Origin of the sequence: Methylosinus sp. KRF6 (assembly GCF_018887255.1) — a bacterium.
Taxonomy (GTDB): Bacteria; Pseudomonadota; Alphaproteobacteria; order Rhizobiales; family Beijerinckiaceae; genus Methylosinus; species Methylosinus sporium.
On record NZ_JAHLJF010000001.1, the window covers coordinates 1,424,419 to 1,445,799 of the forward strand.

The window sequence follows — 21,381 nt, forward strand, 5'->3', positions numbered from 1 at the left end:
CCGATCGCCTTCGGCGCTCGACCTCCCCCCTCGAGGGGGAGGTGGAAACGCCTCTTCCGGCGACAAATCTCGGTCCAACCCCGCTCCACCCTCCCCTTCCGGGGGAGGGTCGACCGGCGAAGCCGGACGGGGTGGGGTGCAACGGCAAAGACTCGGGGAGTCACCCCCTCCCGATCGCCTTCGGCGCTCGACCTCCCCCCTCGAGGGGGAGGTGGAAACGCCCTTCCCGTTTATCCCATGCGCGACGGCTTCGAAATAGGATTATCATCCTCTCGCGCCGAAGCGCCCGGCGCCTCGCGGCGGCGGGGGAGGAGGGGCGGCTCGGGACGCTCCGGCCCCTTTCGGCCGCAGCGCTATAAAAATTCTGTCGGTTCCGGAGCGTCCCGAAACGCGGCTTTGCCTTCTCGTCGACGTCCCGAGGCGCATTCAGACCCGCGAATCCTGGGCTTTCGCATTCAAGATCCGATCGCTTCCGAAGGCTTGGGCTCACGGAACGGCTCTCGCTCTTCCCTATGGACGGGAGAGAAACGCCGTTCCGGCGACGCGCCGCCTGTCCATGGACGGGGGTCGCCGTCCCGGATGGAGCCGGCCCCCGCCCGCGTTCCCTGACCCGAGAAACGCGCCCTTGCGTCGGCGGGAGCGAGGGCAGATATAGGAATATTTTCAGGATGCGTCAAGGGGCCGGCGGTCGGGAGATTCGGCTTGTGATCAGAAGCAGCCCCTCCGTTGGCGGCGAAGCGCAAAGTTGCGCGTCGCGCGGCTACAACGAGCCGCCAACCCATATCCGTTCTGTCCTTGAGCGCCCGACCGCACAATCCGACCCCTTGCCCCTGGCCGCTCAGAGGCTCGTCGACAGGCTACCGCCAAGCTCCGTCTTTCACTCAGCGTCAAAGTAGCGATCGAAGTTTCTCGATAAACAATTGGCGCCACCGCTTTGCACTTCATCGTCTCACTGTAGTGGGATGGGAGTTCTCGTAGCTGCTCCAACAGCTCGGCCAATCTGCGCGGAGTTGAAGGCCCAAGCTGAGGTTTCATTGTTTGGGCCAATTGTTATAATGACGTCGTGCGTGCGTGTCCGCCCCGTATTAAAAAGGGGTAGGTTCCCTATGTTGGCGCTCACGCGCACGAGTCTCCAAGTCGGGGTTATATTCCCGCTTGATACAATTAGGAATTTGAGCTCCAAAGTAACAGTGTCTACCTGACCTTTAGTAAAACCTAGGGATTTTTTAGGTGAACTTTTCCCGGAAGGTTTCATCCGAGATTTTCCCGCACTGGACTTAGAATCTGCGACTGAAAAGGATTGAGGAACATCGACGGAATGCAAGGTGGTATTCGTTATCATTGCGCCAACGAGCCAGTCTTTGATTCCCAAATCGCTTTCTAAAATGAACGGCGAACTTGATGCCGGAGTCGCGCCTTTGGCGACAAATGGATCCCTCCGACAATCGGATGTCTCGGTGTTCGGTTCCATCAAATGCCCGACCGACCAATAGGGGTTGAAGGTATCAGTTCGAGAAGCAGTAGACGAAAGCGTGCCTCCGAGCCCAAGAGCATAGCTTTGTGATAGGCTCAATGGCCCATAAGTCTGTGCTGCCGGAGCACCAGTAAATAATCCACCGCCAGCGATAGTAGCCGGGCCTATATATTCTCCAACAAAATTCACAATTCCGTTATGGATGGGCGTATTAAAATTTATACCTGGATTAAGCGCTAAAATTTCATCAACTGCAAGACTAATACTTACCTGCACTCCCCAATCATTAGGTAGCAATGGTCGAGTTTTTTTTCCTTCTGTTGCTGTAAGGGCATTTGCAGCCTGAACGGCCTCTTTGAGATCACAAAATATACGCTTCTTTACCTCGTATTCTATTTGAGCGGTTGCGGAAAATTTCTGCTTCTGCTCGCTTCCAAATGTGCCTGCCGGAATATCTTGATCCCAAGGCTCTGCAATGTCAGGAGTCCTGATGCCGCAACCCACCAAGAAACAGGGCAAGAAACAGGGCAATATAAAAGCAGAAAAAAAATGGATCGATCGAAATTTCATTTTTCTTACCCTCTCGGGCGTAGCCGGCTAATGGCATTCACGAAAATATCAAAACATTTCTAAGCACTGCGCCGTTGCTAGTCTACAACAGTGCAAAACACTATTTAATCTTTGCTGCCTCTTTCAGCGCTTCAAATTCGGCAGAATCTAAGACTCTAGGCGGGATGACTTTCGGGCATGAACAAAGCCCATTGATGTTAACACAGTATGATGGGCACCCTTCTCCTGGACCAACGCCCTTGGTAATTGATGGAGTCGTAAGATTAAGCGTCCCTTTAATTTTCTTTTGGTACGCTTCAAATTGCAGCTCTGTTAAGGTGAAAGATGGGCAGAACGTCTTCTTCCCTTTTGAGTGGCATTTCGATGGATCCAAAGGAATGGGTTTGGTAGTTTCGGAAGTCGGATGGGAAGATTGCGCCATAGCTGGCGTAAGGAACGACCAAGCACTGACGGCACCAGAGAGAATAAGCATTCGAAGTATCATTTCACACTCCCTTGCATTGAACAAATTTCGTGAAATGGACGCTCAGTCGTACAAAAACTTCTGGGTATCCCCATCCGCACCGCGCTAGCAGATGCGTCGACACACGGCCGCAAAGACTCTCAACGACAAACGCAACGACAAACGCAACGACAATGTTAGCGAATTTTTGCCCTCGGAGCCAGTGCGGAAACGACCATGCAAGCGCCGTGGCGGAAGACGCGTAAACGGGCAGCTTCCTCATAGGCGCACAATTCGCACGATCCCAAAATCAGCCGGAAGTTAGCTTGCATGTAAGTCAAAATGTCTCGAAATGGCGCGTCGACGAGATTCGAGCCTACGCGCTAACCGCGACACCCATCCGCCGTCATGGCCGGGCTCGTCCTGGACGAGCCCGGCCATGACGTCGCGGGGGCGAGGAGGATAGGTGCATTCGATGCGCCGTCGCCGAGCGCGGGGCGAAAAACTTGCCCCAAATCCATGGCCCGGGGGTTTCCTCTTTCGAAAAAACATGAAATCGCTCTCATTCTAAAATTCGCCGACGCGAGGGCCTGCCCCTCGCGCCTCGAACTGCGCCCGAAAGGGACCGCGCCCGGAAATGGGAAAGACGATGGCTGAGACAGAAGAATTGCCCCCGCGCGAAGCTATGGATTACGACGTCGTGATCGTCGGAGCCGGCCCGGCCGGCCTCTCCGCCGCGATCCGCCTCAAGCAGATTTCGCCCGACCTCTCGGTCGTCGTCATCGAGAAGGGCTCGGAGCCCGGCGCGCATATCCTCTCCGGCGCTGTCATCGATCCGATCGGCCTCGACCGCCTGCTGCCGGACTGGCGCGGCCGCGACGACGCGCCGCTGAAGACAAAAGTGACCAGCGACGACATGTTCTGGCTGACCTCGACCAGCGCCGTCACCATCCCGCATGTCATCAATCCGAAGCTGATGAGCAATGAAGGCAAGTTCATCGGCTCGCTCGCCAACGTCGTGCGCTTTCTGGCGCAGGAGGCGGAGGGGCTCGGCGTCGAAATCTATCCGGGCTTCGCCGGCGCGGAGCTGCTCTATGGCGAAAAGGGCGAGGTGCTGGGCGTCGCCACGGGCGATATGGGCGTCGGCCGCGACGGCGCGCCCAAGGACAGCTTTACCCGCGGCATGGAGCTGCGCGGCAAATATACGCTGATCGCGGAAGGCGCGCGCGGCTCGCTGGCCAAGCAGCTGCTGAAGAAATACGCGCTCGACGCGAACAGCGAGCCGCAGAAATTCAGCATCGGCCTCAAGGAGCTGTGGCGCATCCCCAAGGAGAAGCACCGCCCCGGCCATATGCAGCATTCGGTCGGCTGGCCGCTCGCCGACGACACCGGCGGCGGCTCCTTCCTCTATCATTTCGACGAGGATCTGGTTTCGGTCGGTTTCGTCGTCTATCTCAACTATTCCAATCCGACGCTCTCGCCCTTCGACGAGTTCCAGCGCTTCAAGGCGCATCCCGCCATCGCGCCGGTGCTGGAAGGCGGGCAGCGCCTCGCCTATGGCGCGCGCGCGCTGACCTCGGGCGGCTGGCAGAGCGTGCCGAAATTGACCTTCCCCGGCGGCGCGCTGATCGGCTGCTCGGCCGGCTTCATGAATGTCCCGCGCATAAAGGGCTCGCACAACGCCGTGCTGTCCGGGATTCTCGCCGCCGATCATGTGGCGGCGGCGCTGGCGGAAGGCCGCGCGCATGACGAGGTTTCGGCCTATGACGCCGCCTGGCGCACGAGCGACATCGGCAAGGATTTGAAGCCGGTCCGCAATGTGAAGCCGCTGCTGTCGAAATTCGGCACCAAGCTCGGCATTGCGCTCGGCGGCTTCGACATGTGGACGAATGAGCTGTTCGGCTTCTCGATCTTCGGCACGCTGAAGCATGGCAAGCCGGATTACGCCTGCCTGAAGCCGCTCTCGCAGGTGACGCCGATCGTCTATCCGAAGCTCACCAGCAAAGTGGTCTTCGACAAGCTCTCCTCCGTGTTCGTCTCCAACACGAACCATGAGGAGGATCAGCCGTGCCATCTGAAGCTCGCCGATCCTTCGATCCCGATCGAGAAGAATCTGCCGATCTATGGCGAGCCGGCGCGGCTCTACTGCCCGGCGGGCGTCTATGAGGTGGTCTATGCGGAGGAGGCGACGAAGAGCGATCCGCGCTTCGTCATCAACGCGCAGAATTGCGTGCACTGCAAGACTTGCGACATCAAGGACCCGGCGCAGAACATAAATTGGGTTCCGCCGGAGGGCGGCGGCGGCCCGAATTATCCGAATATGTGAGCCATGCGAACGACGGCGGGCGCGGACAGCGCGCCCGCCGACCGCCCCGGCCATTGCGAGCGACGATGTTCTTTCTTCTTTCCAAGATCGGCCAATTTTTCTTCAATCCGGCGCATGTCGCCATATTGCTGGCCGCGAGCGGCGTCGTTCTGCTGTTCACGCGCTTCGCCAAGACGGGCCGTGCGCTGGCGACGGCGGGGATATTCGCCCTCGTCGTCATGTCCTTCTCGCCGCTCGCGATCTATCTGGCGCTCCCCTTGGAGAATCGCTTCGCGCGGCCGGCGCCCGATAGCCCCGCGCCGGACGGGATCATCGTGCTCGGCGGCGCCTTCGACGAGAACATCAGCATGGCGCGCGGCGGCGTCGCCTTCAATGACGCCGCCGAGCGCCTGACCGCCGCCGTCGAATTGGCCCGCCGCTATCCGAAAGCGCGCCTCCTCTTCACTGGCGGCTCGGCGGCGCTGCGCGGCTCGCCCTATTCCGAGGCGCAGGTCGCCGGGCGTTTCTTCGAGCAAATGGGCGTCGATCCGGCGCGGCTCATCCTCGAGGACAAATCGCGCAATACTTTCGAGAACGCCGTCTTCTCTCGCGAGCTGGCGGCGCCGAAGCCGGGCGAACGCTGGCTCCTGGTCACATCGGCGATGCATATGCCGCGCTCGGTCGGTATTTTCCGGCGCGTCGAATTTCCGGCGATCCCCTACCCTGTCGCCTATCGCACGCGGGGATATTGGACGGATATCAGCCTTCACAAAAATGCGGCGGATATGCTCCGCCTGACCGATCTCGCCACGCATGAGTGGGTCGGCCTCGTCGCCTATCGTTTGAGCGGCAAGACCGACGCGCTGTTTCCCGGGCCCTGAACGAAACGAGGCCTCAAGTCGCTCCGGTTCGGATCGCCCTTTGTTCGGTCGTGTTTTCTTCACGCGAACCGGTTCCCGGTTCGCTCGAAAACGTTCTCGGCGCTTTCGCGATCGCCAGTAGATTCTGCGACAAAATGCAGTCGAACGACCCCGTCTCCGCTGCATGGAGCGCGCGAAACAGGGTCGACCCGATCTGCCAGACGAGCGCTCTGAGACCACTTTTCAAATTATGTGGCCTGGGCTTGTCCTCATAGCATTCGATTTCGCGGAAGCCGATCGTCAGAAAGAGCTGTCGCACGGACGTCGAGGTGAAGGCCAATTCATGGGTCAGATCGCCATATAAGCTCCGTGAGCCGAAAATGCCCTCGGCATTGGGGACATGGGCGATGATATGTCCGCCCGGCCGCAGCACCCGGAAAATATCGCCGCACGCCTCGAACAAAACCTCCCGGCTCATATGTTCCAGAACGTCGATGACGATGACGAGATCGACAGAGTTGTCGGCGGTGTTTTTCAATTCTTCTCGCAAATCGCCGAGCTTCACTTCGTGAACGCCGCCCTTTGCGGCGGCGGCGACCATTTCCGGCGAGGAATCGACGCCCGCCACATTGCGATAGCCGGCCTTTTTCAGCCAAAATATCGCGCCGCCGGCGCCGCACCCCAAATCCAGAATACGAATATCGCGGTCGGCCGGGAGGTGGCGCGCAATCAGATGATTGATGAATGGCGCTTCGGAACGGTAGCCGCTCGAAGAGCTCGCCCCGCCCTGTTCGCTCGAGACATAATGGTCATACAATCGGCGACGCCAATCGGACATGCCGTCTCCCCCCGCTGAACCGGTCAGAGCCGCCCAAAGTCGTAGCGACGGCGGATTTCGTCGGCAATCCGTGAAAAGCGCGAGGCGCCCGCGATCGCCGCTTCCGGCCGCATGACGAAATCGCGCTCGGCGCAAAATTGTTGACTTCCGCCAAGGGCGCGGATAATCACCCCAGGTCCGGCGCGGGGAAACCTTCGCCGGCCCGCACCCGTGGCCTTTCGTAAAAAAGGCCTGTCGGCCGGAATTCCGGCAGAGGAGGGCGCGTTCTTTTGACGCGAGAGGCATGACCTCGTCGCGCGGGAACGTGGTTCGGCGACGCTGGCCTCTGACCGAGGCCGGGCGCGGCGTCTCGTTTTCGCGCTTGTGCGAGGCTGCGAAAAAAAGAGGACGCCGGCAAGTGACGAAGCGCGCCGAAGCCAAATATAAAATCGACCGCCGTCTCGGACAGAACATCTGGGGCCGCCCGAAGAGCCCGGTGAACCGTCGCGAATACGGCCCCGGCCAGCACGGCCAGCGCCGCAAGGGCAAGCCTTCCGACTTCGGCACGCAGCTCAAGGCCAAGCAGAAGCTCAAGGGCTATTACGGCAATATCTCCGAGAAGCAGTTCCGCAAATATTATGCGGAGGCCATCCGGCTGAAGGGCGACTCGGGAGACAATCTGATCGGCCTGCTCGAGCGCCGTCTCGACGCCGTGGTCTATCGCGCCAAATTCGTGCCGACCGTCTTCGCCTCGCGGCAGTTCATCAACCACGGCCACATCACGGTGAATGGCCGCCGGGTGAACATTCCGTCCTATCTGGTGAAGCCGGGCGACGTCGTCGAGGTGAAGGAGAGCTCCAGGCAGATCCTCATCGTCCTCGAGGCGGCCGGCCTCTCCGAGCGCGACGTGCCGGAATATTACGAGGTCGACCATCAGAAGATGACGGCCAAGCTCACGCGCGTGCCGCTCCCCTCCGAAGTGCCCTATCCGGTGCAGATGGAGCCGAACCTCGTCATCGAGTTCTACTCGCGCTGATCGACATTCGCCGGCCCGGAGCTTTCGGGCCGGCGCTTTTTCAGACCGCGGCGCTCGGCCGCACGGCCGCGGCGGGACGGAAGGGCGTGTCATCGCCCGGCGTCGTCGGCGCATAATGGACGAACCGCAAACTAGAGTTCGCGCGGCCCTTGGTCAGCGCGCTCAGCGCCTCGCCATAGCCGAGCAGTTCCGCGAGCGGCGCGGTCGCCGTTATCCGAGTGGTCTCGTCGCCCTGCTGCGCCTTCAGCGCCTGCGCGCGCCGCCCGCGCAAGTCCGCGATCACCGCTTCCGCGCTGTCATTGGGCGCCGTGACTTCGACGCTCATGATCGGCTCCAGCAATTCGCTGCTCTTGGCGAGAGCCTCCCGCGTCGCGGCGCGCGCGGCGATCTCGAAGGCGAGCACCGATGAATCCGAGCCATGGCCGGCGCCGTCCACCAGCACGGCCTTCATCTCCACCACCGGACAACCGAGAATGACGCCCGTCCCCGCCACGGAAACGACGCCGCGCTCCACGCCATCGACGAATTCGGCCGGGACCGCGCTCGCGGGCGCGCGATTTTCAAAAATCTCGCCGCCTGCGCCATCGGGATCGAAGACCAGCTTCACGCGGGCGTATTGGCCGGGCCGCTTATGGGTGAAATCGATCTCCTGGCGGCGCGACAGGCGCTCGCGATAGGCGACGCGCGGCGCGCCGACGATCGCCTCCACCGGCGACAGCTCCAGAAATCGGGCGATGGTCTCTTTCAGCCGCTCCTCGCTGGCGGCCTCGAGCAGCGCGCGCGTTCCGTCGATCACATCGAGGTCCGAGATGCGCAGTCCCGAAGCGCCGGCGGAGAGGCGCGCCAGCGCTTCGACGAGTTCTTCCCAATCATCTTCGTGCTTGGGCTCTATCGTCACCGAGACGAGCAGCGGCGAATTGATCATCATGGCCTCCCACTTCTCCCGCGCCGGCGGCGAATCGGGAGGAGGGAGGCTAGCCGCGGCGTATGACAGTAAGTCATACGCCGCGCTCGAGCCGGTTCAGTTGCGGCGCGCCAGAGAGCGCAGGAAGCCCTCCATATCCTCGGTCAGCTCTTGGTCGATGGCGGGCGCCAATTTCAGCAGCAGATTGGCGACGAATGCCTGATCATTGCGCTTTTCCTCGAGCACCTCGCGCAGCACGGGGACGTTGTCCTCGATATGGGTGAGGAAGGAGATGCCCTTCTCCAGCGTCTCCGTCCAGCGCTCGCGGCTCCACAGCGCCAGCGGATACATGATCTCATGGACGAAGTTGGACTTGCGCGCAGCTTCGAAGAAGCGAATGCCCGCGTTCCAATTCTCCTTGGCGCGCATGGGCGGCGGCGGAATGTCGCCGAGCAGCATCTTCTTGCCGGCGGCGCCGACGTGATCCTCGAGGCTGATGGGCGGGTCCATCGGCGTGCGGAAGGCCCATAGCGAGGTCGAGCCGGGGAAGTCCTTGCCCAGGGCCTCGGTGAGCGCCGCCTCGACCTTGTCGGCGGCCGCCTTGTCGCCCTTGAGCGCGGCCGTCATGAAGAAGGCGAAGACCGCGTCGCCGCCGTAAGTCACCGCCGCGGCGGCCTTCAATTGCTGGTCCGTGAGCTTGGGCGTCACGCCATCGGCGGGAACCGTCACATCGCCGGCGCGCAGCGCGGTGATGAAGGTCGTGATCTCCAGCCAGCCCACATAATTGGCGATGAAGGCGTCGGGATCGACATAGACGATCGCCAGATTGAGAGGCTGCTTGCGCTTTTGCAGTTCCGCCATGTCCGTCATGGAATATCCTTCCTGTCCCCAGTCTTTGCTGTCCCAGGTCTATGCTTGGGCGCTCGCGCCCGAGCCCCTCTCTCGGGCGCGGCGCCCGTCCTCACTCGTCCGCCAGCATCACGCCGGTGATGCAGACGTCGCCATCGTCGATCACGAGCGAGAGAGGCGTCAGCTTTCCGCCTTGGCACGGGCCGATGAAGCAATGGCCGGTGTCGAGATCGAATTGGGCGTGATGCCGCCCGCATTCGATGAAATTGCCCGACTCGTCGAGGAAATTGCCGGGCGAGGTGTCGAGACGCATCTGCTCATGCGGGCAGGAGTTCTCGAAGCCGTAGAAATTGTTGCCCTTGCGGGTGATGAGGATCGGCCACGGATTGGTGTCGCCGTTGTCATAGGCGCGCATCAGGACAAAGCCATGGGCTTGGCCGTCCTCTATGTGGCCTGTGCGACAAATCACAAACAGATCGTCCATGGGCTGACCCCTTTCGAACAAACATCCACGCTCCGTGCGACCCGGAGCGGACCCGTGAAATCGGGTAGCAAGCGATGAGCCAGCCTGATCCGACGCTTGACGATATGGTTAGATCACCATATTGAACGAGAGGAATTTCAGACGGAGACCAGCGGCGAGATGAGCGCATCGGCAATCTTGAAGCTCCAAGCAGCCGGCTTCTCGACGGAGCAAGTGACGGCGCTCGCCGAGCTCATCGACTCGCAGGCGGCCACCAAGGCCGATCTCGAGGCGGCGAAGCACGAGCTCGGCACACAGATCGGTGGCGTGAAGTCCGAGCTCGGCGCGCGCATCGACGGCGTGAAGTCCGACCTCGAGGCTGCGAAGCACGAGCTCGGCGCACAGATCGGTGGCGTGAAGTCCGAGCTCGGCGCGCGCATCGACAGCGTGAAGTCCGACCTCGAGGCTGCAAAGCACGAGCTCGGCGGGAGAATTGACAGCTTAGAACATAGTCTCGGCTCGAAGATCGACGCAGTCGATCACCGGCTCGACATGAAGATTGCCCGTCTCGACGGCGAGTTCGCATTGGTAAAATGGATGCTCGGCTTCACCCTCGCATTCGAGGTCGCCCTCTTCTACAAGCTTTTCCTGCACTGAGCGGCGAAGATGCGGGATTGTCCTGAGACTTATGAAACCTCGCCCTACGGCGCGGAAAACGCGCTCAAAGCGCAGCTCATCGGCAAGATCGGCCGGCTGATGAAGGAGCGCGGCTTGAAGCAGGTGGAGGCCGCCGGCCTGCTCGGCGTCAAGCAGCCGGACGTCTCCAAAATGCTGCGCGGCGATTTCCGCCAATTCTCGGTCGAGCGGCTGCTGCGTTTTCTGGTGGCGCTGGGGCAGGACGTCGAGATCGTCGTCAAGCCGCCGAACGGCGCGGAGGCTCCGGCGCTGCGCGTCGCGCGTCTGTGACGCGGATAGACCATTCTTTTGAAAAAAGAGACGAAGGGATCGTGATGACCGAACTGCGATGGAGCGCGAAGATATGACCGCCGCCCTTGCGATCGAGCCGAAGCGCGACGACGCGCTCGACCAGAGCATCGCGCGCGCGTCCGGCGCGCTGCGCGCGCTCGCCAAAGGCGACGGCCATTGGTGCTTCGAGCTCGAGGCCGACGCCACCATTCCCGCCGAATATGTGCTGATGCGCCATTTCCGCGACGAGCCGATCGATCACGCGCTCGAGGGCAAAATCGCCGTTTATCTGCGCCGCATTCAGGGCGCGCATGGCGGCTGGCCTTTGTTCCACGAAGGCGCCTTCGATATGAGCGCCAGCGTGAAGGCCTATTTCGCGCTGAAAATGATCGGCGACGATAGAGACGCGCCCCATATGAAGCAGGCGCGGGAGGCGATCCTCGCCCATGGCGGCGCGGCGCGCAGCAATGTCTTCACCCGCGCGCTGCTGGCGCTCTATGGCGAGATTCCCTGGCGCGGCGTGCCGGCCATGCCGGTGGAGATCATGCTGCTGCCGAAATGGTTTCCCTTCCATATCGACAAGATTTCCTATTGGGGCCGCACCGTCCTCGTGCCGCTGCTGGTGCTGCAGACGCTGAAGCCGCAGGCGGTCAATCGCCTCGGCGTACATATCGGCGAGCTCTTCGCCACCCCGCCGAACGAGGTGAAGAAATGGCCGACCGGCGCGCATCAGCATCCGGCGCTGGTCGCGATGTTCGGCGCGATCGACAGACTGCTGCGCGCCGCCGAGCCTTTGTTTCCGAAAGGCCCGCGCCGGCGCGCGATAAAAGCGGCGGAAGCCTTCGTCACCGAGCGGCTCAATGGCGTCGACGGGCTCGGCGCCATTTTCCCCGCAATGGTCAACAGCCTGCTGATGTATGACGTGCTCGGCGTTCCCGCCGATGACGAGCGGGTGAGACTGGCGCGCGAATCGATCGAGCGCCTGCTGGTGATCAAGGAAGACGAGGCCTATTGCCAGCCCTGCGTCTCGCCCGTGTGGGACACGGCGCTCGCCTGCCATACGCTGCTCGAGGTCGGCGGCGAGGAGGAGGAGGCGCGCGCCCGCGCCGGGCTCGATTGGCTCGCGCCGCTGCAAGTGCTGGATGTGAAGGGCGATTGGGCCGTGCAGCGGCCGAATGTGCGCCCCGGCGGCTGGGCCTTCCAATACGCCAACGCCTATTATCCCGATGTCGACGACACCGCCGTGGTGGTGACGGCGATGGATCGCTCCTACGCCGGCCGCTCCGACCGGCCCTATGACGAGCGCATCGCCCGCGCGCGCGAATGGGTCGAGGGGCTGCAGAGCAAGAATGGCGGCTGGGGCGCCTTCGACGCCGACAATGAATATTATTATCTCAACCACATTCCCTTCGCCGATCATGGCGCGCTGCTCGATCCGCCGACATCGGACGTCTCGGCCCGCTGCGTCTCCATGCTGGCGCAACTCGGCGACACGATCGAAACCAGCCCCCGCATGAAAGCCGGCGTCGATTATCTCCTCGCCGAGCAGGAGCCGGACGGCAGCTGGTTCGGCCGCTGGGGAATGAACTATATATACGGGACCTGGTCGACGCTCTGCGCGCTCAACGCCGCCGGGCTGAAGCCGGAACATCGCGCCATGCGCCGCGCCGTCGATTGGCTCGTCGCGATCCAGAACGAGGACGGCGGCTGGGGCGAGGATGGAGACAGCTATAAGCTCGACTATCGCGGCTATGAGAAAGCGCCGAGCACGGCCTCGCAAACGGCCTGGGGCGTGCTGGCGCTGATGGCGGCGGGCGAGGTCGGCCATCCGGCGGTCGCCCGCGGCGTCGCCTATCTGCAGGCCAATCAGGACAAGGAAGGACTGTGGAAGGAGGAGCGCTTCACCGCCACGGGCTTCCCGCGCGTCTTCTATCTGCGCTATCACGGCTACGCGAAATTCTTCCCGCTGTGGGCGCTCGCGCGCTATCGTAACCTCGAGAGGGGCAACAGCAAAATTGTCCAGACCGGACTCTAATCGTCGCTTGGACGGCCCGGATGAGGTGGAGCCCCCGCGCTTCCTCATCATCACGGGGCTGCTCAGCGAGCGCGCCTGCGCCGAGGGCGAAGGTCTGGTGCCGATTTGCAGCGGCGCCGACACAGAGGGCCTGCGCGCCGCGCTCGAGCGCACGCAGGGCTTCGCGCTCGCCGGCGTCGTCAGCTTCGGCATAGCGGGCGGACTCGATCCGGCGCTGCGGCCGGGCGACGTCGTCATCGGCTCCTCCGTCGTCGCGGAGGACAAGCGCTATGAGACCAGCGCCGAGCTCTCGTCCATTTTGAGCGAAGGCCTCGGCGCCTCGGGCGGCAAAATCGTCGCGGGCGTCATCGCCGGCGTCGAAGCGCCCGTGCTCGATCCCCAGGGAAAGGCGGCGCTGCGAAAAAAGACCGGCGCCGCCGTCGTCGATATGGAGACGCATATCGCCGCGGAATTCGCTGAGCGCCGGCGCCTGCCACTCGCCGTGGTGCGCGTCGTCAACGATCCGGCGGCGCGGGCGCTGCCGCCGCTGGCCACCTCCGCCGTCACGCCGGACGGCGGCGTCGATTTCCGCGCCGTGTTTCGCGATCTCGCCCGCGAGCCGCGCCAGATCGGCGATCTCATTCTCGCCGGTCTGGACTTTCGCAAATCCTCGGCGACCTTAGGCCGCTGTGGGCGTCTTCTCGGCCCGCTCCTTAGCCTCGGCCTCTCGGAGCTCTGAGAGCGTCGCGACATTCTTGTCGAAGACATATTGCGCCGGCCGCTGCTTCTCGAGCGAGATGTCGGGCGCGAAATCGCCTTCCGTCCTCACGCCGCGCAGAGCGACCAGCGCCGCCTTCCACGGACGCGCGACGGCGTCCTTCACCGCCGTGGCCTCGAAGCCGCAATGGACCATGCAATCGGCGCATTTCTCGTAATTGCCGACGCCGTAGGAGTCCCAATCGGTCTCGTCCATCAGCTGCTTGAAGCTCTGAGCATAGCCCTCGCCCAGGAGATAGCAGGGACGCTGCCAGCCGAAGACGGTGCGCGCCGGATTGCCCCAGGGCGTGCAATGATAGGTCTGATTGCCGGCCAGAAAGTCGAGGAACAGGCCCGACTGCACGAAGGACCAATCACGTCCGCCGCGTCCGCGCTTCAGAATGCCGCGGAACAGCTCCTTGGTGCGGGCGCGATTGAGGAAATGCGCCTGATTGGGCGCGCGCTCATAGGCGTAGCCCGGCGACACCGTCATGCCGTCTATGCCGATGCGCTTCACCTCGTCGAAGAAATCGGCGACGCGGGCCGGATCGGCGTCCTGGAAGAAGGTGCTGTTGATGGTGACGCGGAAGCCTTTCGACTTCGCCAGCTTGATCGCCTCGACGGCGCGCTTGTAGACGCCCGTCTGGCTCACCGCGCGATCATGCATCTCCTCGTCGCCGTCGAGATGGATCGACCAGGTGAAATAGGGGCTAGGCTTATACTGATCGATCTTCTTGGCGAGCAGCAGCGCATTGGTGCAGACGATGGCGAATTTCTTGCGCGCCATTATGCCTTCGACGATCTGCGGCAGCTCCTTGTGCAGCAGCGGCTCGCCGCCGGCGATGACGACGACCGGCGCGCCGCATTCGTCCACCGAGGCCAGGCAGTCCTGCGCCGAGAGGCGCTTGTCGAGAATATGGTCCGGATAGTCGATCTTGCCGCAGCCGGCGCAGGCGAGATTGCAGCGAAACAGCGGCTCGAGCATCAGCACCAGCGGATAGCGCTTCCGGCCTGCGAGATGCTGGCGGAGGATATAGCCCCCGATCGACATGATGTAGCGAAGCGGAATGGACAAGAAAGCTGTTCCTTCCAGGGACCGGCTCTTCGACAGAGCGGCGCGGAGGCCGCCCGGCTTCGACGCGCGAGAAACACAGCGTCGGAACGTTCCGTCTAACACGAAAGCTCGACTGCGCAAACCGGCGGCCGAGATCGCCGGCTGCGGCGACTTCGCCTCGAGGATATGGCGTTTTTCAGGCCCGAGCGGATCATGATAGGGTAGCCGCCCCGTTACGGAAGCCGCGAGAGGGAAGCTTGGCCGGCGTGATCGTCAAAATCTGCGGCTTGTCCACCCTGCCGATGCTCGAGGCCACGATCGCCGCCGGCGCGGATATGGCCGGCTTCGTCTTCTTCGAGAAAAGCCCTCGCCACATCACGCTCGAGACGGCGCGGGAACTCGGCCGGGTCGCGCAGGAACGCATCCGCAAAGTGGCGCTCACCGTCGACGCGGACGACTCCACGCTCGACGCCATCGTGGCGGCTCTCGCGCCGGATCTTCTGCAATTGCACGGCCGGGAGACGCGAGAGCGCGTCGCCGCCGTGAAGGCGCGTTTCGGCCTGCCCGTCATCAAGGCGATCGGCGTCGCCGGCGCCGCGGATGTTTCCAGCGCTGCGGCCTTTCGGGAGGTCGCCGACATTCTCCTCTTCGACGCCAAGCCCGCGCCGAACGCCGCCGTCCCCGGCGGGGCCGGGACCGTCTTCGATTGGGAGCTGATGCGCGGCTACAGCAGCGGCGACTGGATGCTCTCCGGCGGCCTCGACCCCGCCAATGTGGCGGAGGCGCTGCGGCTCACCGGCGCGCCGGCGGTGGACGTGTCGTCCGGGGTGGAGCGCGAGCGGGGCGTGAAGGACGAAGCGAAGATCGCGGCCTTCGTCGCGGCGGCGCGAAAAGGCGGAGCGTTTTTCTAGCGCACGAAATTCGCCGGCGTTTGCGTAGAACGATCGAATTTATCGGGGGCATTCTCGAAAATGAACGATGAAGAAAGGCCGCAGACGCCCGGTAATGCAATAAAATCCGCCGGAACCGGTTCTGAATACAAGCCTCGCCGTATTCGCCCGCGAATTAAAGCCGTTCCGGCCATTCGCCAAATTTATTGGTGCGACTTCGGAATGGAGCCCATTTTGCCCGAAATGGGTAAGACACGCCCTGCCGTCATTGTGTCGTTCAAGCATACGCTCACTGGGCACTGCCTCGTCCTCCCCACATCCACAGACCCACAGGAAGGCGAGAGCGGGAGATGGGCGCACAAGCTGTCGCTCGAGATCGAGAAGGGAAAGGTCTCCTACGTCGTCTGCAACCACCCCCACACGGTTTCGACGGCCAGACTTCAGATGCTCTGGGGAAAGAACACGCCTCGGCTCGATATTCAGGAATTCAGGTGATAATCGATAAGCTCATGGCTTGGCTTCCAAAGCTCGATTGACTTTTATGGAGGCCGCCCGCGTTCTCGAACAACGAGTTTTCCGTTGACGGAATTAGCGACCATCGCTAGATGTAACGTTACCTGCGGCCCCGAAAGGGTGTCCGTTTCTCCGCGAGGAGAGTGAAAGGCGAAGGGGACCGAAAAGGTCCCCTTTCGTTTATCTTCGAGAGTAATTCGCTGCAACATGCGCGAACTCCGAGCGAGCGGCTCCGTCTCTTCCCCGCGTCCGAATCGAGCGTCCCCGCGCGATCAGGGGACATCGACTTCAAACGAGAGGACGCCGACGCTTTCATCCTGACAGCCGAACGTCTATGAGAGTCGGCTCTGAAAGAGACCGGCAGCGAACAGCCCCGAGGACGAACGGCGTTGAACGAGCAGACCCCCAATTCCTTCCGCAACGGCCCGGACGAGAATGGCCGCTTCGGCCTGTTCGGCGGCCGCTTCGTCGCCGAGACCTTGATGCCGCTCATCCTCGACCTCGAGCGCGCCTATGGGGAGGCCAAGGCCGACCCCTCCTTCCAGGCCGAGCTGGACAGTCTGCTGAAGCATTATGTCGGCCGGCCGAGCCCGCTCTATTACGCCGAGCGCATGACCGAATATTTGCGCGGCCTCACGGCGGCGGTGGGCGGCCAGGGCGGCGCCAAAATCTATTTCAAGCGCGACGAGCTGAACCACACCGGCGCGCATAAGATCAACAATGTGCTCGGCCAGATTCTGCTCGCCCGCCGCATGGGCAAGAAGCGCATCATCGCCGAGACCGGCGCCGGCCAGCACGGCGTCGCCACCGCCACCGCCTGCGCGCGCTTCGGCCTCGATTGCGTCGTCTATATGGGCGCGGTCGATGTCGAGCGGCAAAAGCCCAATGTCTTCCGCATGAAAATGCTGGGCGCCGAGGTCCGCCCGGTGCAGTCCGGCGCGCGCACGCTGAAAGACGCGATGAACGAGGCGCTGCGCGACTGGGTCACCAATGTCTCCGACACTTTCTATTGCATCGGCACCGCCGCCGGCCCGCATCCCTACCCCGCCATGGTGCGCGATTTCCAATCGGTGATCGGCAATGAGGCGAAGGCGCAAATGCTCGAGGCGGAAGGTCGGCTTCCCGATTCGCTGGTCGCCTGCATCGGCGGCGGCTCCAACGCCATCGGCCTGTTCCACCCCTTCCTCGACGACGCTTCGGTGGAGATTTACGGCGTGGAAGCCGCCGGCCATGGCCTGGACGTCGAGAACGGCCACGCCGCCTCGCTGGCGGGCGGACGGCCGGGCGTGCTGCACGGCAATCGCACCTATCTGCTGATGGACGACGACGGCCAGATTCTCGAAGGCCATTCGATCTCCGCCGGCCTCGATTATCCGGGCATCGGCCCGGAGCATTCCTGGCTGCGCGACATCGGCCGCGTGACCTATCTCTCCGCCACCGACAAGGAAGCGCTCGCCGCCTTCCAGCTCTGCTCCAAGCTCGAGGGCATCATCCCCGCGCTGGAGCCCTCCCATGCGCTGGCCAAGGTCATGGAGCTGGCGCCGCAGAAGTCGCAGGATCATCTGATGGTGATGAATCTGTGCGGACGCGGCGACAAGGATATTTTCGCCGTGGCGGAGCATTTGGGCGGGATGTGAGCTTGCCGGCGGGTCCGGCTAGGGTTATATTTTTGTATAATTCTAAAAGGCAGGACTATGCAGACGGCCAAGCTACGAAAAGTCGGCGGCTCGATCATGGTGGCGGTTCCGCCCGCCATGCTCAACGCGCTCGAGCTCGCGGCCGAATCGACCGTCGGCCTTTCGGTCGAGGGCGGCCGCCTGATCATCGAGCCGCAACCCCAGCGCCGCTATTCCCTCGACGAGCTTTTGTCCGAAGAGGCTCCTTCTGTCTCCGACCGAGACGAAGCTTGGATGAATTCGCCGCCCGTCGGCCGCGAACTTCTCTGATGGATCGAGGCGATATCTACCTCGTCGATCTCGATCCGACCGAAGGTCGTGAGCAAAAAGGCCGCCGTTGCGTGATGATCGTTTCGGCGAGCCGCTTCAACCGGCACACCGGAGCCCCGCTCTGCGTGCCGATCACCGGCGGGGGCGGTTTCGCTCGCGCAACCGGCTTCACGGTTCCGCTCACGGGCAGCGGACTTTCGACCGATGGCGTCGTCCGCTGCGATCAGGCGCGGACGCTGGATCTGCGCGCCCGCGGCGCCCGCAAGCTCGAGAGCGCTCCCGACTATATCGTCAATGAGGTGATCGCCCGGCTCTCGACATTGCTGGAATGACGCCCAACCCCGCCATTCCCCTTCGCCCTCCCCTATGCTATCGCCTGCGGCCATGACTTCCGCCGCCACGACCACACGCATCGACGCCCGCTTCGAAGCCCTGCGCGCCGAGGGCCGCGCCGCCCTCGTGACCTTCGTCATGGCCGGCGACCCGGACCTCGAGACCTCGCTCGCTCTATTGAAGAGCCTGCCCGAGGCCGGCGCCGACGTGATCGAGCTCGGCATTCCCTTCACCGACCCCATGGCCGACGGCCCCGCGATTCAGGCGGCCGGCCTCCGGGCGCTGAAGTCGGGCATGACGCTGAACAAGACGCTCGAACTCGTCCGCGCCTTCCGCGCGCAGGATCAGGCGACGCCGATCGTGCTGATGGGCTATTACAACCCGGTCTATGTGCATGGCGTGCCCGCTTTCCTCGAGGAGGCGAAGGCGGCCGGCGTCGACGGGCTCATCATCGTCGATCTTCCGGCCGAGGAGGACGCCGAGCTGTGCCTGCCGGCGCGCGCGGCGGGGCTCAATTTCATCCGCCTGGCGACGCCCACCACGGATGACAAGCGCCTGCCCAAAGTGCTCGAAAACACGAGCGGATTCGTCTATTATGTGTCGCTCACCGGCATCACCGGCGCGGCGCTCTCGGATTATTCGGGCGTGTCGGAGGCGGTCGCGCGCATCAAGCGCAGCACGCCTCTGCCCATCGCCGTCGGCTTCGGCGTCAAGACGGCGGCGAACGCCGCCGCCATTGCGCGCTACGCCGATGGCGTGGTGGTGGGCACGGCGCTGGTCGATGCGCTGGCCAAATCGCTCGACGCGGAAAATCGCGCCGGTCCGCGGACGGTGGAGGCGGTCACGAGCCTCGTCGCCGATCTCTCCCGCGGCGTGCGCAGCGCGCGGGCGCAAGAGGCGAAGAAGGACGAGCCCTTCTCGCTGAAATCCGCCTTGGGGGCGCTCGCGAGGCTCTGGTCATGAACTGGTATTCCAACGTCGTTCCGCCCAAGATCAAAGCTCTCATCAAGCGCGAGGCGCCGGAGAACGCTTGGGTCAAATGCCCGGAGAGCGGCCAGCTGGTGTTCCACAAGGACATAGAGGACAATCTCTATGTCGTGCCCGGCTCCGGCTATCACATGCGCATACCGGTGGAGGCGCGGCTCGCCAGCCTCTTCGACAATGGCGAGCATGAGGTGGCGCCGACGCCGGACGTGCCGAGCGATCCGCTGAAATTCCGCGACATCAAGCGCTATGTCGACAAGATCAAGGAATATCGCCTCAAGACCGGCCATCAGGACGCGGTGACGATCGCCTATGGCAAGCTCGAAGGCGCCGCCGTCACTGTCGCCGTGCAGGACTTCGAGTTCATGGGCGGCTCGCTCGGCATGGCGGCGGGCGAGGCGATCATCGCCGGCATGACGCACGCGATAGAAAAGCGCACGCCCTTCATCATCTTTACCGCCTCCGGCGGCGCGCGAATGCAGGAAGGCATGTTCTCGCTGATGCAGATGCCGCGCACCACAATCGCCGTGCGCCGGCTGCGCGAGGCGCGCCTGCCCTATATCGTCGTGCTCACCAATCCGACGACCGGCGGCGTCACCGCCTCCTACGCCATGCTGGGCGACATTCACATCGCCGAGCCCGGCGCGATCATCGGCTTCGCCGGCGCGCGCGTCATCGAGCAGACGATTCGCGAGAAGCTGCCCGAGGGCTTCCAGCGCGCCGAATATCTGCGCGACCACGGCATGGTGGATATGGTGGTGCCGCGCACGGAAATGCGCGAGACGCTGGCCCGGCTCTGCGCGCTGCTGACCAAAGCGCCGCGCCGCGCGGCCTGACGGAACGAAAGCCGATATCATGGATCAGCGCGACGCGATTCTGACGCGCTTGCTGGACCTTCATCCCAAGAAGATCGATCTGTCGCTCGGACGGACCGAATGGCTGCTGGCCGAAATGGGCCATCCCGAGCGCCGGCTGCCGCCGATCATCCATGTCGCCGGCACCAATGGCAAAGGCTCGACGCTGGCGTTTCTGCGCGCCATTCTGGAGGCCGCCGGCCAGCGCGTTCACGTCTATACCTCGCCGCATCTCTTGCGCTTCAACGAGCGCATCCGCCTCGCCGGAACGCTCGTCGACGACGCGCGGCTGACGCGCGCGCTGGAGGAGTGCGAGCGCGCCAACGGCCAGCGGCCCATCACCTTCTTCGAGATCACGACGGTCGCCGCCTTCATGCTCTTCGCCGAGGAGAAGGCCGATTGGCTGCTGCTGGAGACGGGCCTCGGCGGGCGCTATGATTCGACCAATGTGATCGCGAGCCCGAAGGCGACGATCATCACCTCTATCTCGCGCGATCATCCCGAGTTTCTCGGCGATACGATCGAGAAAATCGCCTATGAGAAGGCTGGCATTTTCAAGCGCGGCGCGCCCGCGATCATCGGCTTTCAGCAGCATGACGGCGCCCGCGACGTGCTGGAGCGCGAGGCGCGGCGCGTCGGCGCGCCGCTCTCCATCGCCGGCGAGGATTTCCATATTCGCGAGGAGAATGGCCGCTTCGTCTATGAGGACGAGCGCGGCCTGCTCGATCTGCCGCTGCCGCGCCTGCCCGGCCGGCATCAGCAGGCCAACGCCGCCGGCGCCATAGCTGCGCTGCGCGCCGTGGCGCCGCATATCGGCGCCGAACATATCGAGGCGGGCCTCACCCGCGCCGAATGGCCGGCGCGGCTGCAATTGCTCTCGCGCGGACGGGTGGCGGATCTGGTTCCGCCGGGCTCGGAAGTCTGGCTCGACGGCGGCCATAATGACGACGGCGGCCGCGTGCTCGCCGAGGCCATGGCCGAGTTCGAGGAGAAGAACGCCCGGCCGCTGGTCTTCGTCTGCGGCGCGCAGGTGACGAAGGACATTCGCGCGCTAGTCCGGCATTTCGTCGGCCTCGCCGGCGAGGTCGTCGCCGTGCCGGTGGAAGGCGAGCACAAGAGCTGGCCGCCGGAAGAGATCGCCGCGCTCGCCTGCGCCGAGGGCATGAGGTCGACGGCGGCGCAGAGCGTCGAGGAGGCGCTGGCGATCATCGCGCAGCGCAGCTATGCGGTTCCGCCGCGCATATTGATCGCCGGCTCGCTCTATCTCGCCGCCGGCGTGCTGGCGCTGAACGGCTCTGTCATAGAGTGAGGCGGCGCCTCTCCCTTCTCCCGCTTGCGGGAGAAGGTGGCC

The 21,381-nt window shown here is 63.3% G+C and carries 23 protein-coding genes; 15 read left to right on the forward strand and 8 right to left on the reverse strand.

Annotated elements, in window-relative coordinates:
- Positions 1–949 precede the first annotated feature (949 nt).
- Both KP010_RS06840 and KP010_RS06845 read right to left on the reverse strand, forming a co-directional pair.
- Positions 950–2,044 carry a hypothetical protein gene (locus tag KP010_RS06840; RefSeq protein WP_142861331.1) on the reverse strand — a complete coding sequence of 365 codons (1,095 nt, stop codon included), beginning with the start codon at positions 2,042–2,044 and terminating at the stop codon, positions 950–952.
- Positions 2,045–2,144: 100 nt separating this feature from the next.
- A complete protein-coding gene (locus tag KP010_RS06845) occupies positions 2,145–2,516 on the reverse strand; it encodes a hypothetical protein (protein WP_142861332.1) in 372 nt (123 codons plus the stop codon).
- Positions 2,517–3,135: 619 nt separating this feature from the next.
- Here KP010_RS06845 and KP010_RS06850 point away from each other — a divergent pair.
- Positions 3,136–4,812, forward strand: coding sequence for an electron transfer flavoprotein-ubiquinone oxidoreductase (locus tag KP010_RS06850; RefSeq protein ID WP_185966592.1), 1,677 nt, complete (start codon positions 3,136–3,138; stop codon positions 4,810–4,812).
- A gap of 65 nt (positions 4,813–4,877) precedes the next feature.
- Positions 4,878–5,672 carry a YdcF family protein gene (locus tag KP010_RS06855; protein ID WP_142864267.1) on the forward strand — a complete coding sequence of 265 codons (795 nt, stop codon included), beginning with the start codon at positions 4,878–4,880 and terminating at the stop codon, positions 5,670–5,672.
- 13 nt (positions 5,673–5,685) lie between these two features.
- Here KP010_RS06855 and KP010_RS06860 read toward each other — a convergent pair whose 3' ends face one another.
- Positions 5,686–6,489, reverse strand: a complete 804-nt coding sequence (locus tag KP010_RS06860) for a class I SAM-dependent methyltransferase (RefSeq protein ID WP_185966591.1) — start codon at positions 6,487–6,489, stop codon at positions 5,686–5,688.
- Positions 6,490–6,512: 23 nt separating this feature from the next.
- Positions 6,513–6,659 carry a hypothetical protein gene (locus KP010_RS06865; protein ID WP_158271796.1) on the reverse strand — a complete coding sequence of 49 codons (147 nt, stop codon included), beginning with the start codon at positions 6,657–6,659 and terminating at the stop codon, positions 6,513–6,515.
- A 227-nt stretch (positions 6,660–6,886) separates the two neighbouring features.
- On the opposite strand from KP010_RS06865, the gene rpsD reads away from it, so the two are divergent.
- Positions 6,887–7,504, forward strand: coding sequence for a 30S ribosomal protein S4 (gene rpsD, locus KP010_RS06870; protein WP_216280697.1), 618 nt, complete (start codon positions 6,887–6,889; stop codon positions 7,502–7,504).
- Positions 7,505–7,544: 40 nt separating this feature from the next.
- Here rpsD and KP010_RS06875 read toward each other — a convergent pair whose 3' ends face one another.
- From KP010_RS06875 to KP010_RS06885, 3 genes are all read right to left on the reverse strand, one after another.
- Positions 7,545–8,432, reverse strand: a complete 888-nt coding sequence (locus tag KP010_RS06875; RefSeq protein ID WP_142864265.1) for a TetM/TetW/TetO/TetS family tetracycline resistance ribosomal protection protein — start codon at positions 8,430–8,432, stop codon at positions 7,545–7,547.
- A gap of 93 nt (positions 8,433–8,525) precedes the next feature.
- On the reverse strand, positions 8,526–9,278 hold the full coding sequence (locus tag KP010_RS06880) for a hypothetical protein (protein ID WP_142864264.1): 753 nt from the start codon (positions 9,276–9,278) through the stop codon (positions 8,526–8,528).
- 91 nt (positions 9,279–9,369) lie between these two features.
- The gene (locus tag KP010_RS06885) at positions 9,370–9,741 is read right to left on the reverse strand and encodes a Rieske (2Fe-2S) protein (protein ID WP_142864263.1); all 372 of its coding nucleotides are present in this window, start codon (positions 9,739–9,741) and stop codon (positions 9,370–9,372) included.
- A gap of 159 nt (positions 9,742–9,900) precedes the next feature.
- Between KP010_RS06885 and KP010_RS06890 the strand changes: the two genes are divergently transcribed.
- The 4 genes from KP010_RS06890 to KP010_RS06905 all read left to right on the forward strand — a co-directional run bounded on the left by KP010_RS06890 (position 9,901) and on the right by KP010_RS06905 (position 13,439).
- Complete coding sequence (locus KP010_RS06890) at positions 9,901–10,377, forward strand: hypothetical protein (RefSeq protein ID WP_216280698.1); 477 nt, start codon at positions 9,901–9,903, stop codon at positions 10,375–10,377.
- A gap of 9 nt (positions 10,378–10,386) precedes the next feature.
- Positions 10,387–10,686: a helix-turn-helix domain-containing protein gene (locus tag KP010_RS06895; RefSeq protein WP_142863873.1), complete on the forward strand. Its 300-nt coding sequence runs from the start codon at positions 10,387–10,389 to the stop codon at positions 10,684–10,686.
- Positions 10,687–10,759: 73 nt separating this feature from the next.
- Positions 10,760–12,721 carry a squalene--hopene cyclase gene (gene shc, locus KP010_RS06900; RefSeq protein ID WP_142863872.1) on the forward strand — a complete coding sequence of 654 codons (1,962 nt, stop codon included), beginning with the start codon at positions 10,760–10,762 and terminating at the stop codon, positions 12,719–12,721.
- Positions 12,722–12,728: 7 nt separating this feature from the next.
- Complete coding sequence (locus KP010_RS06905) at positions 12,729–13,439, forward strand: phosphorylase (RefSeq protein ID WP_246659942.1); 711 nt, start codon at positions 12,729–12,731, stop codon at positions 13,437–13,439.
- Here KP010_RS06905 and hpnH read toward each other — a convergent pair.
- A complete protein-coding gene (gene hpnH / locus KP010_RS06910) occupies positions 13,380–14,531 on the reverse strand; it encodes an adenosyl-hopene transferase HpnH (protein ID WP_216280699.1) in 1,152 nt (383 codons plus the stop codon). The two genes, KP010_RS06905 and hpnH, sit on opposite strands and share 60 nt — an antisense overlap.
- Before the next feature lie 236 nt (positions 14,532–14,767).
- Here hpnH and KP010_RS06915 point away from each other — a divergent pair, with 236 nt between their 5' ends.
- The 8 genes from KP010_RS06915 (at position 14,768) to KP010_RS06950 (ending at position 21,339) form a co-directional block, all read left to right on the forward strand.
- A complete protein-coding gene (locus KP010_RS06915; protein WP_142863870.1) occupies positions 14,768–15,421 on the forward strand; it encodes a phosphoribosylanthranilate isomerase in 654 nt (217 codons plus the stop codon).
- A gap of 60 nt (positions 15,422–15,481) precedes the next feature.
- A complete protein-coding gene (locus KP010_RS06920) occupies positions 15,482–15,895 on the forward strand; it encodes a type II toxin-antitoxin system PemK/MazF family toxin (RefSeq protein WP_142863869.1) in 414 nt (137 codons plus the stop codon).
- 407 nt (positions 15,896–16,302) lie between these two features.
- Positions 16,303–17,550 (forward strand): tryptophan synthase subunit beta, encoded by a 1,248-nt coding sequence (gene trpB, locus KP010_RS06925; RefSeq protein WP_142863868.1) that lies wholly within the window; start codon positions 16,303–16,305, stop codon positions 17,548–17,550.
- Positions 17,551–17,607: 57 nt separating this feature from the next.
- Positions 17,608–17,859 (forward strand): AbrB/MazE/SpoVT family DNA-binding domain-containing protein, encoded by a 252-nt coding sequence (locus tag KP010_RS06930; RefSeq protein ID WP_142863867.1) that lies wholly within the window; start codon positions 17,608–17,610, stop codon positions 17,857–17,859.
- Positions 17,859–18,191, forward strand: a complete 333-nt coding sequence (locus KP010_RS06935) for a type II toxin-antitoxin system PemK/MazF family toxin (RefSeq protein ID WP_142863866.1) — start codon at positions 17,859–17,861, stop codon at positions 18,189–18,191. The genes KP010_RS06930 and KP010_RS06935 overlap by 1 nt, the downstream gene beginning before the upstream one ends.
- A 52-nt stretch (positions 18,192–18,243) precedes the next feature.
- Entirely contained in the window at positions 18,244–19,155 is a 912-nt protein-coding gene (gene trpA, locus KP010_RS06940) for a tryptophan synthase subunit alpha (RefSeq protein WP_142863865.1), read from the forward strand.
- On the forward strand, positions 19,152–20,012 hold the full coding sequence (gene accD, locus KP010_RS06945) for an acetyl-CoA carboxylase, carboxyltransferase subunit beta (protein WP_108916997.1): 861 nt from the start codon (positions 19,152–19,154) through the stop codon (positions 20,010–20,012). The genes trpA and accD overlap by 4 nt, the downstream gene beginning before the upstream one ends.
- Positions 20,013–20,031: 19 nt before the next feature.
- The gene (locus KP010_RS06950; protein WP_142863864.1) at positions 20,032–21,339 is read left to right on the forward strand and encodes a folylpolyglutamate synthase/dihydrofolate synthase family protein; all 1,308 of its coding nucleotides are present in this window, start codon (positions 20,032–20,034) and stop codon (positions 21,337–21,339) included.
- The last annotated feature ends 42 nt before the right edge of the window (positions 21,340–21,381 follow it).

Excerpts from the sequence above, each read along its gene's own strand:
- KP010_RS06930 (WP_142863867.1), top strand. The coding sequence starts at position 17,608 with ATGCAGACGGCCAAGCTACGAAAAGTCGGCGGCTCGATCATGGTGGCG.
- KP010_RS06875 (WP_142864265.1), bottom strand. The coding sequence starts at position 8,432 with ATGATGATCAATTCGCCGCTGCTCGTCTCGGTGACGATAGAGCCCAAG.
- trpA (WP_142863865.1), top strand. The coding sequence starts at position 18,244 with ATGACTTCCGCCGCCACGACCACACGCATCGACGCCCGCTTCGAAGCC.
- KP010_RS06885 (WP_142864263.1), bottom strand. The coding sequence starts at position 9,741 with ATGGACGATCTGTTTGTGATTTGTCGCACAGGCCACATAGAGGACGGC.
- KP010_RS06860 (WP_185966591.1), bottom strand. The coding sequence starts at position 6,489 with ATGTCCGATTGGCGTCGCCGATTGTATGACCATTATGTCTCGAGCGAA.
- KP010_RS06850 (WP_185966592.1), top strand. The coding sequence starts at position 3,136 with ATGGCTGAGACAGAAGAATTGCCCCCGCGCGAAGCTATGGATTACGAC.
- KP010_RS06845 (WP_142861332.1), bottom strand. The coding sequence starts at position 2,516 with ATGCTTATTCTCTCTGGTGCCGTCAGTGCTTGGTCGTTCCTTACGCCA.
- KP010_RS06840 (WP_142861331.1), bottom strand. The coding sequence starts at position 2,044 with ATGAAATTTCGATCGATCCATTTTTTTTCTGCTTTTATATTGCCCTGT.
- KP010_RS06950 (WP_142863864.1), top strand. The coding sequence starts at position 20,032 with ATGGATCAGCGCGACGCGATTCTGACGCGCTTGCTGGACCTTCATCCC.
- KP010_RS06935 (WP_142863866.1), top strand. The coding sequence starts at position 17,859 with ATGGATCGAGGCGATATCTACCTCGTCGATCTCGATCCGACCGAAGGT.
- accD (WP_108916997.1), top strand. The coding sequence starts at position 19,152 with ATGAACTGGTATTCCAACGTCGTTCCGCCCAAGATCAAAGCTCTCATC.
- KP010_RS06895 (WP_142863873.1), top strand. The coding sequence starts at position 10,387 with ATGCGGGATTGTCCTGAGACTTATGAAACCTCGCCCTACGGCGCGGAA.
- KP010_RS06880 (WP_142864264.1), bottom strand. The coding sequence starts at position 9,278 with ATGACGGACATGGCGGAACTGCAAAAGCGCAAGCAGCCTCTCAATCTG.
- KP010_RS06855 (WP_142864267.1), top strand. The coding sequence starts at position 4,878 with ATGTTCTTTCTTCTTTCCAAGATCGGCCAATTTTTCTTCAATCCGGCG.
- shc (WP_142863872.1), top strand. The coding sequence starts at position 10,760 with ATGACCGCCGCCCTTGCGATCGAGCCGAAGCGCGACGACGCGCTCGAC.
- KP010_RS06920 (WP_142863869.1), top strand. The coding sequence starts at position 15,482 with ATGAACGATGAAGAAAGGCCGCAGACGCCCGGTAATGCAATAAAATCC.
- KP010_RS06890 (WP_216280698.1), top strand. The coding sequence starts at position 9,901 with ATGAGCGCATCGGCAATCTTGAAGCTCCAAGCAGCCGGCTTCTCGACG.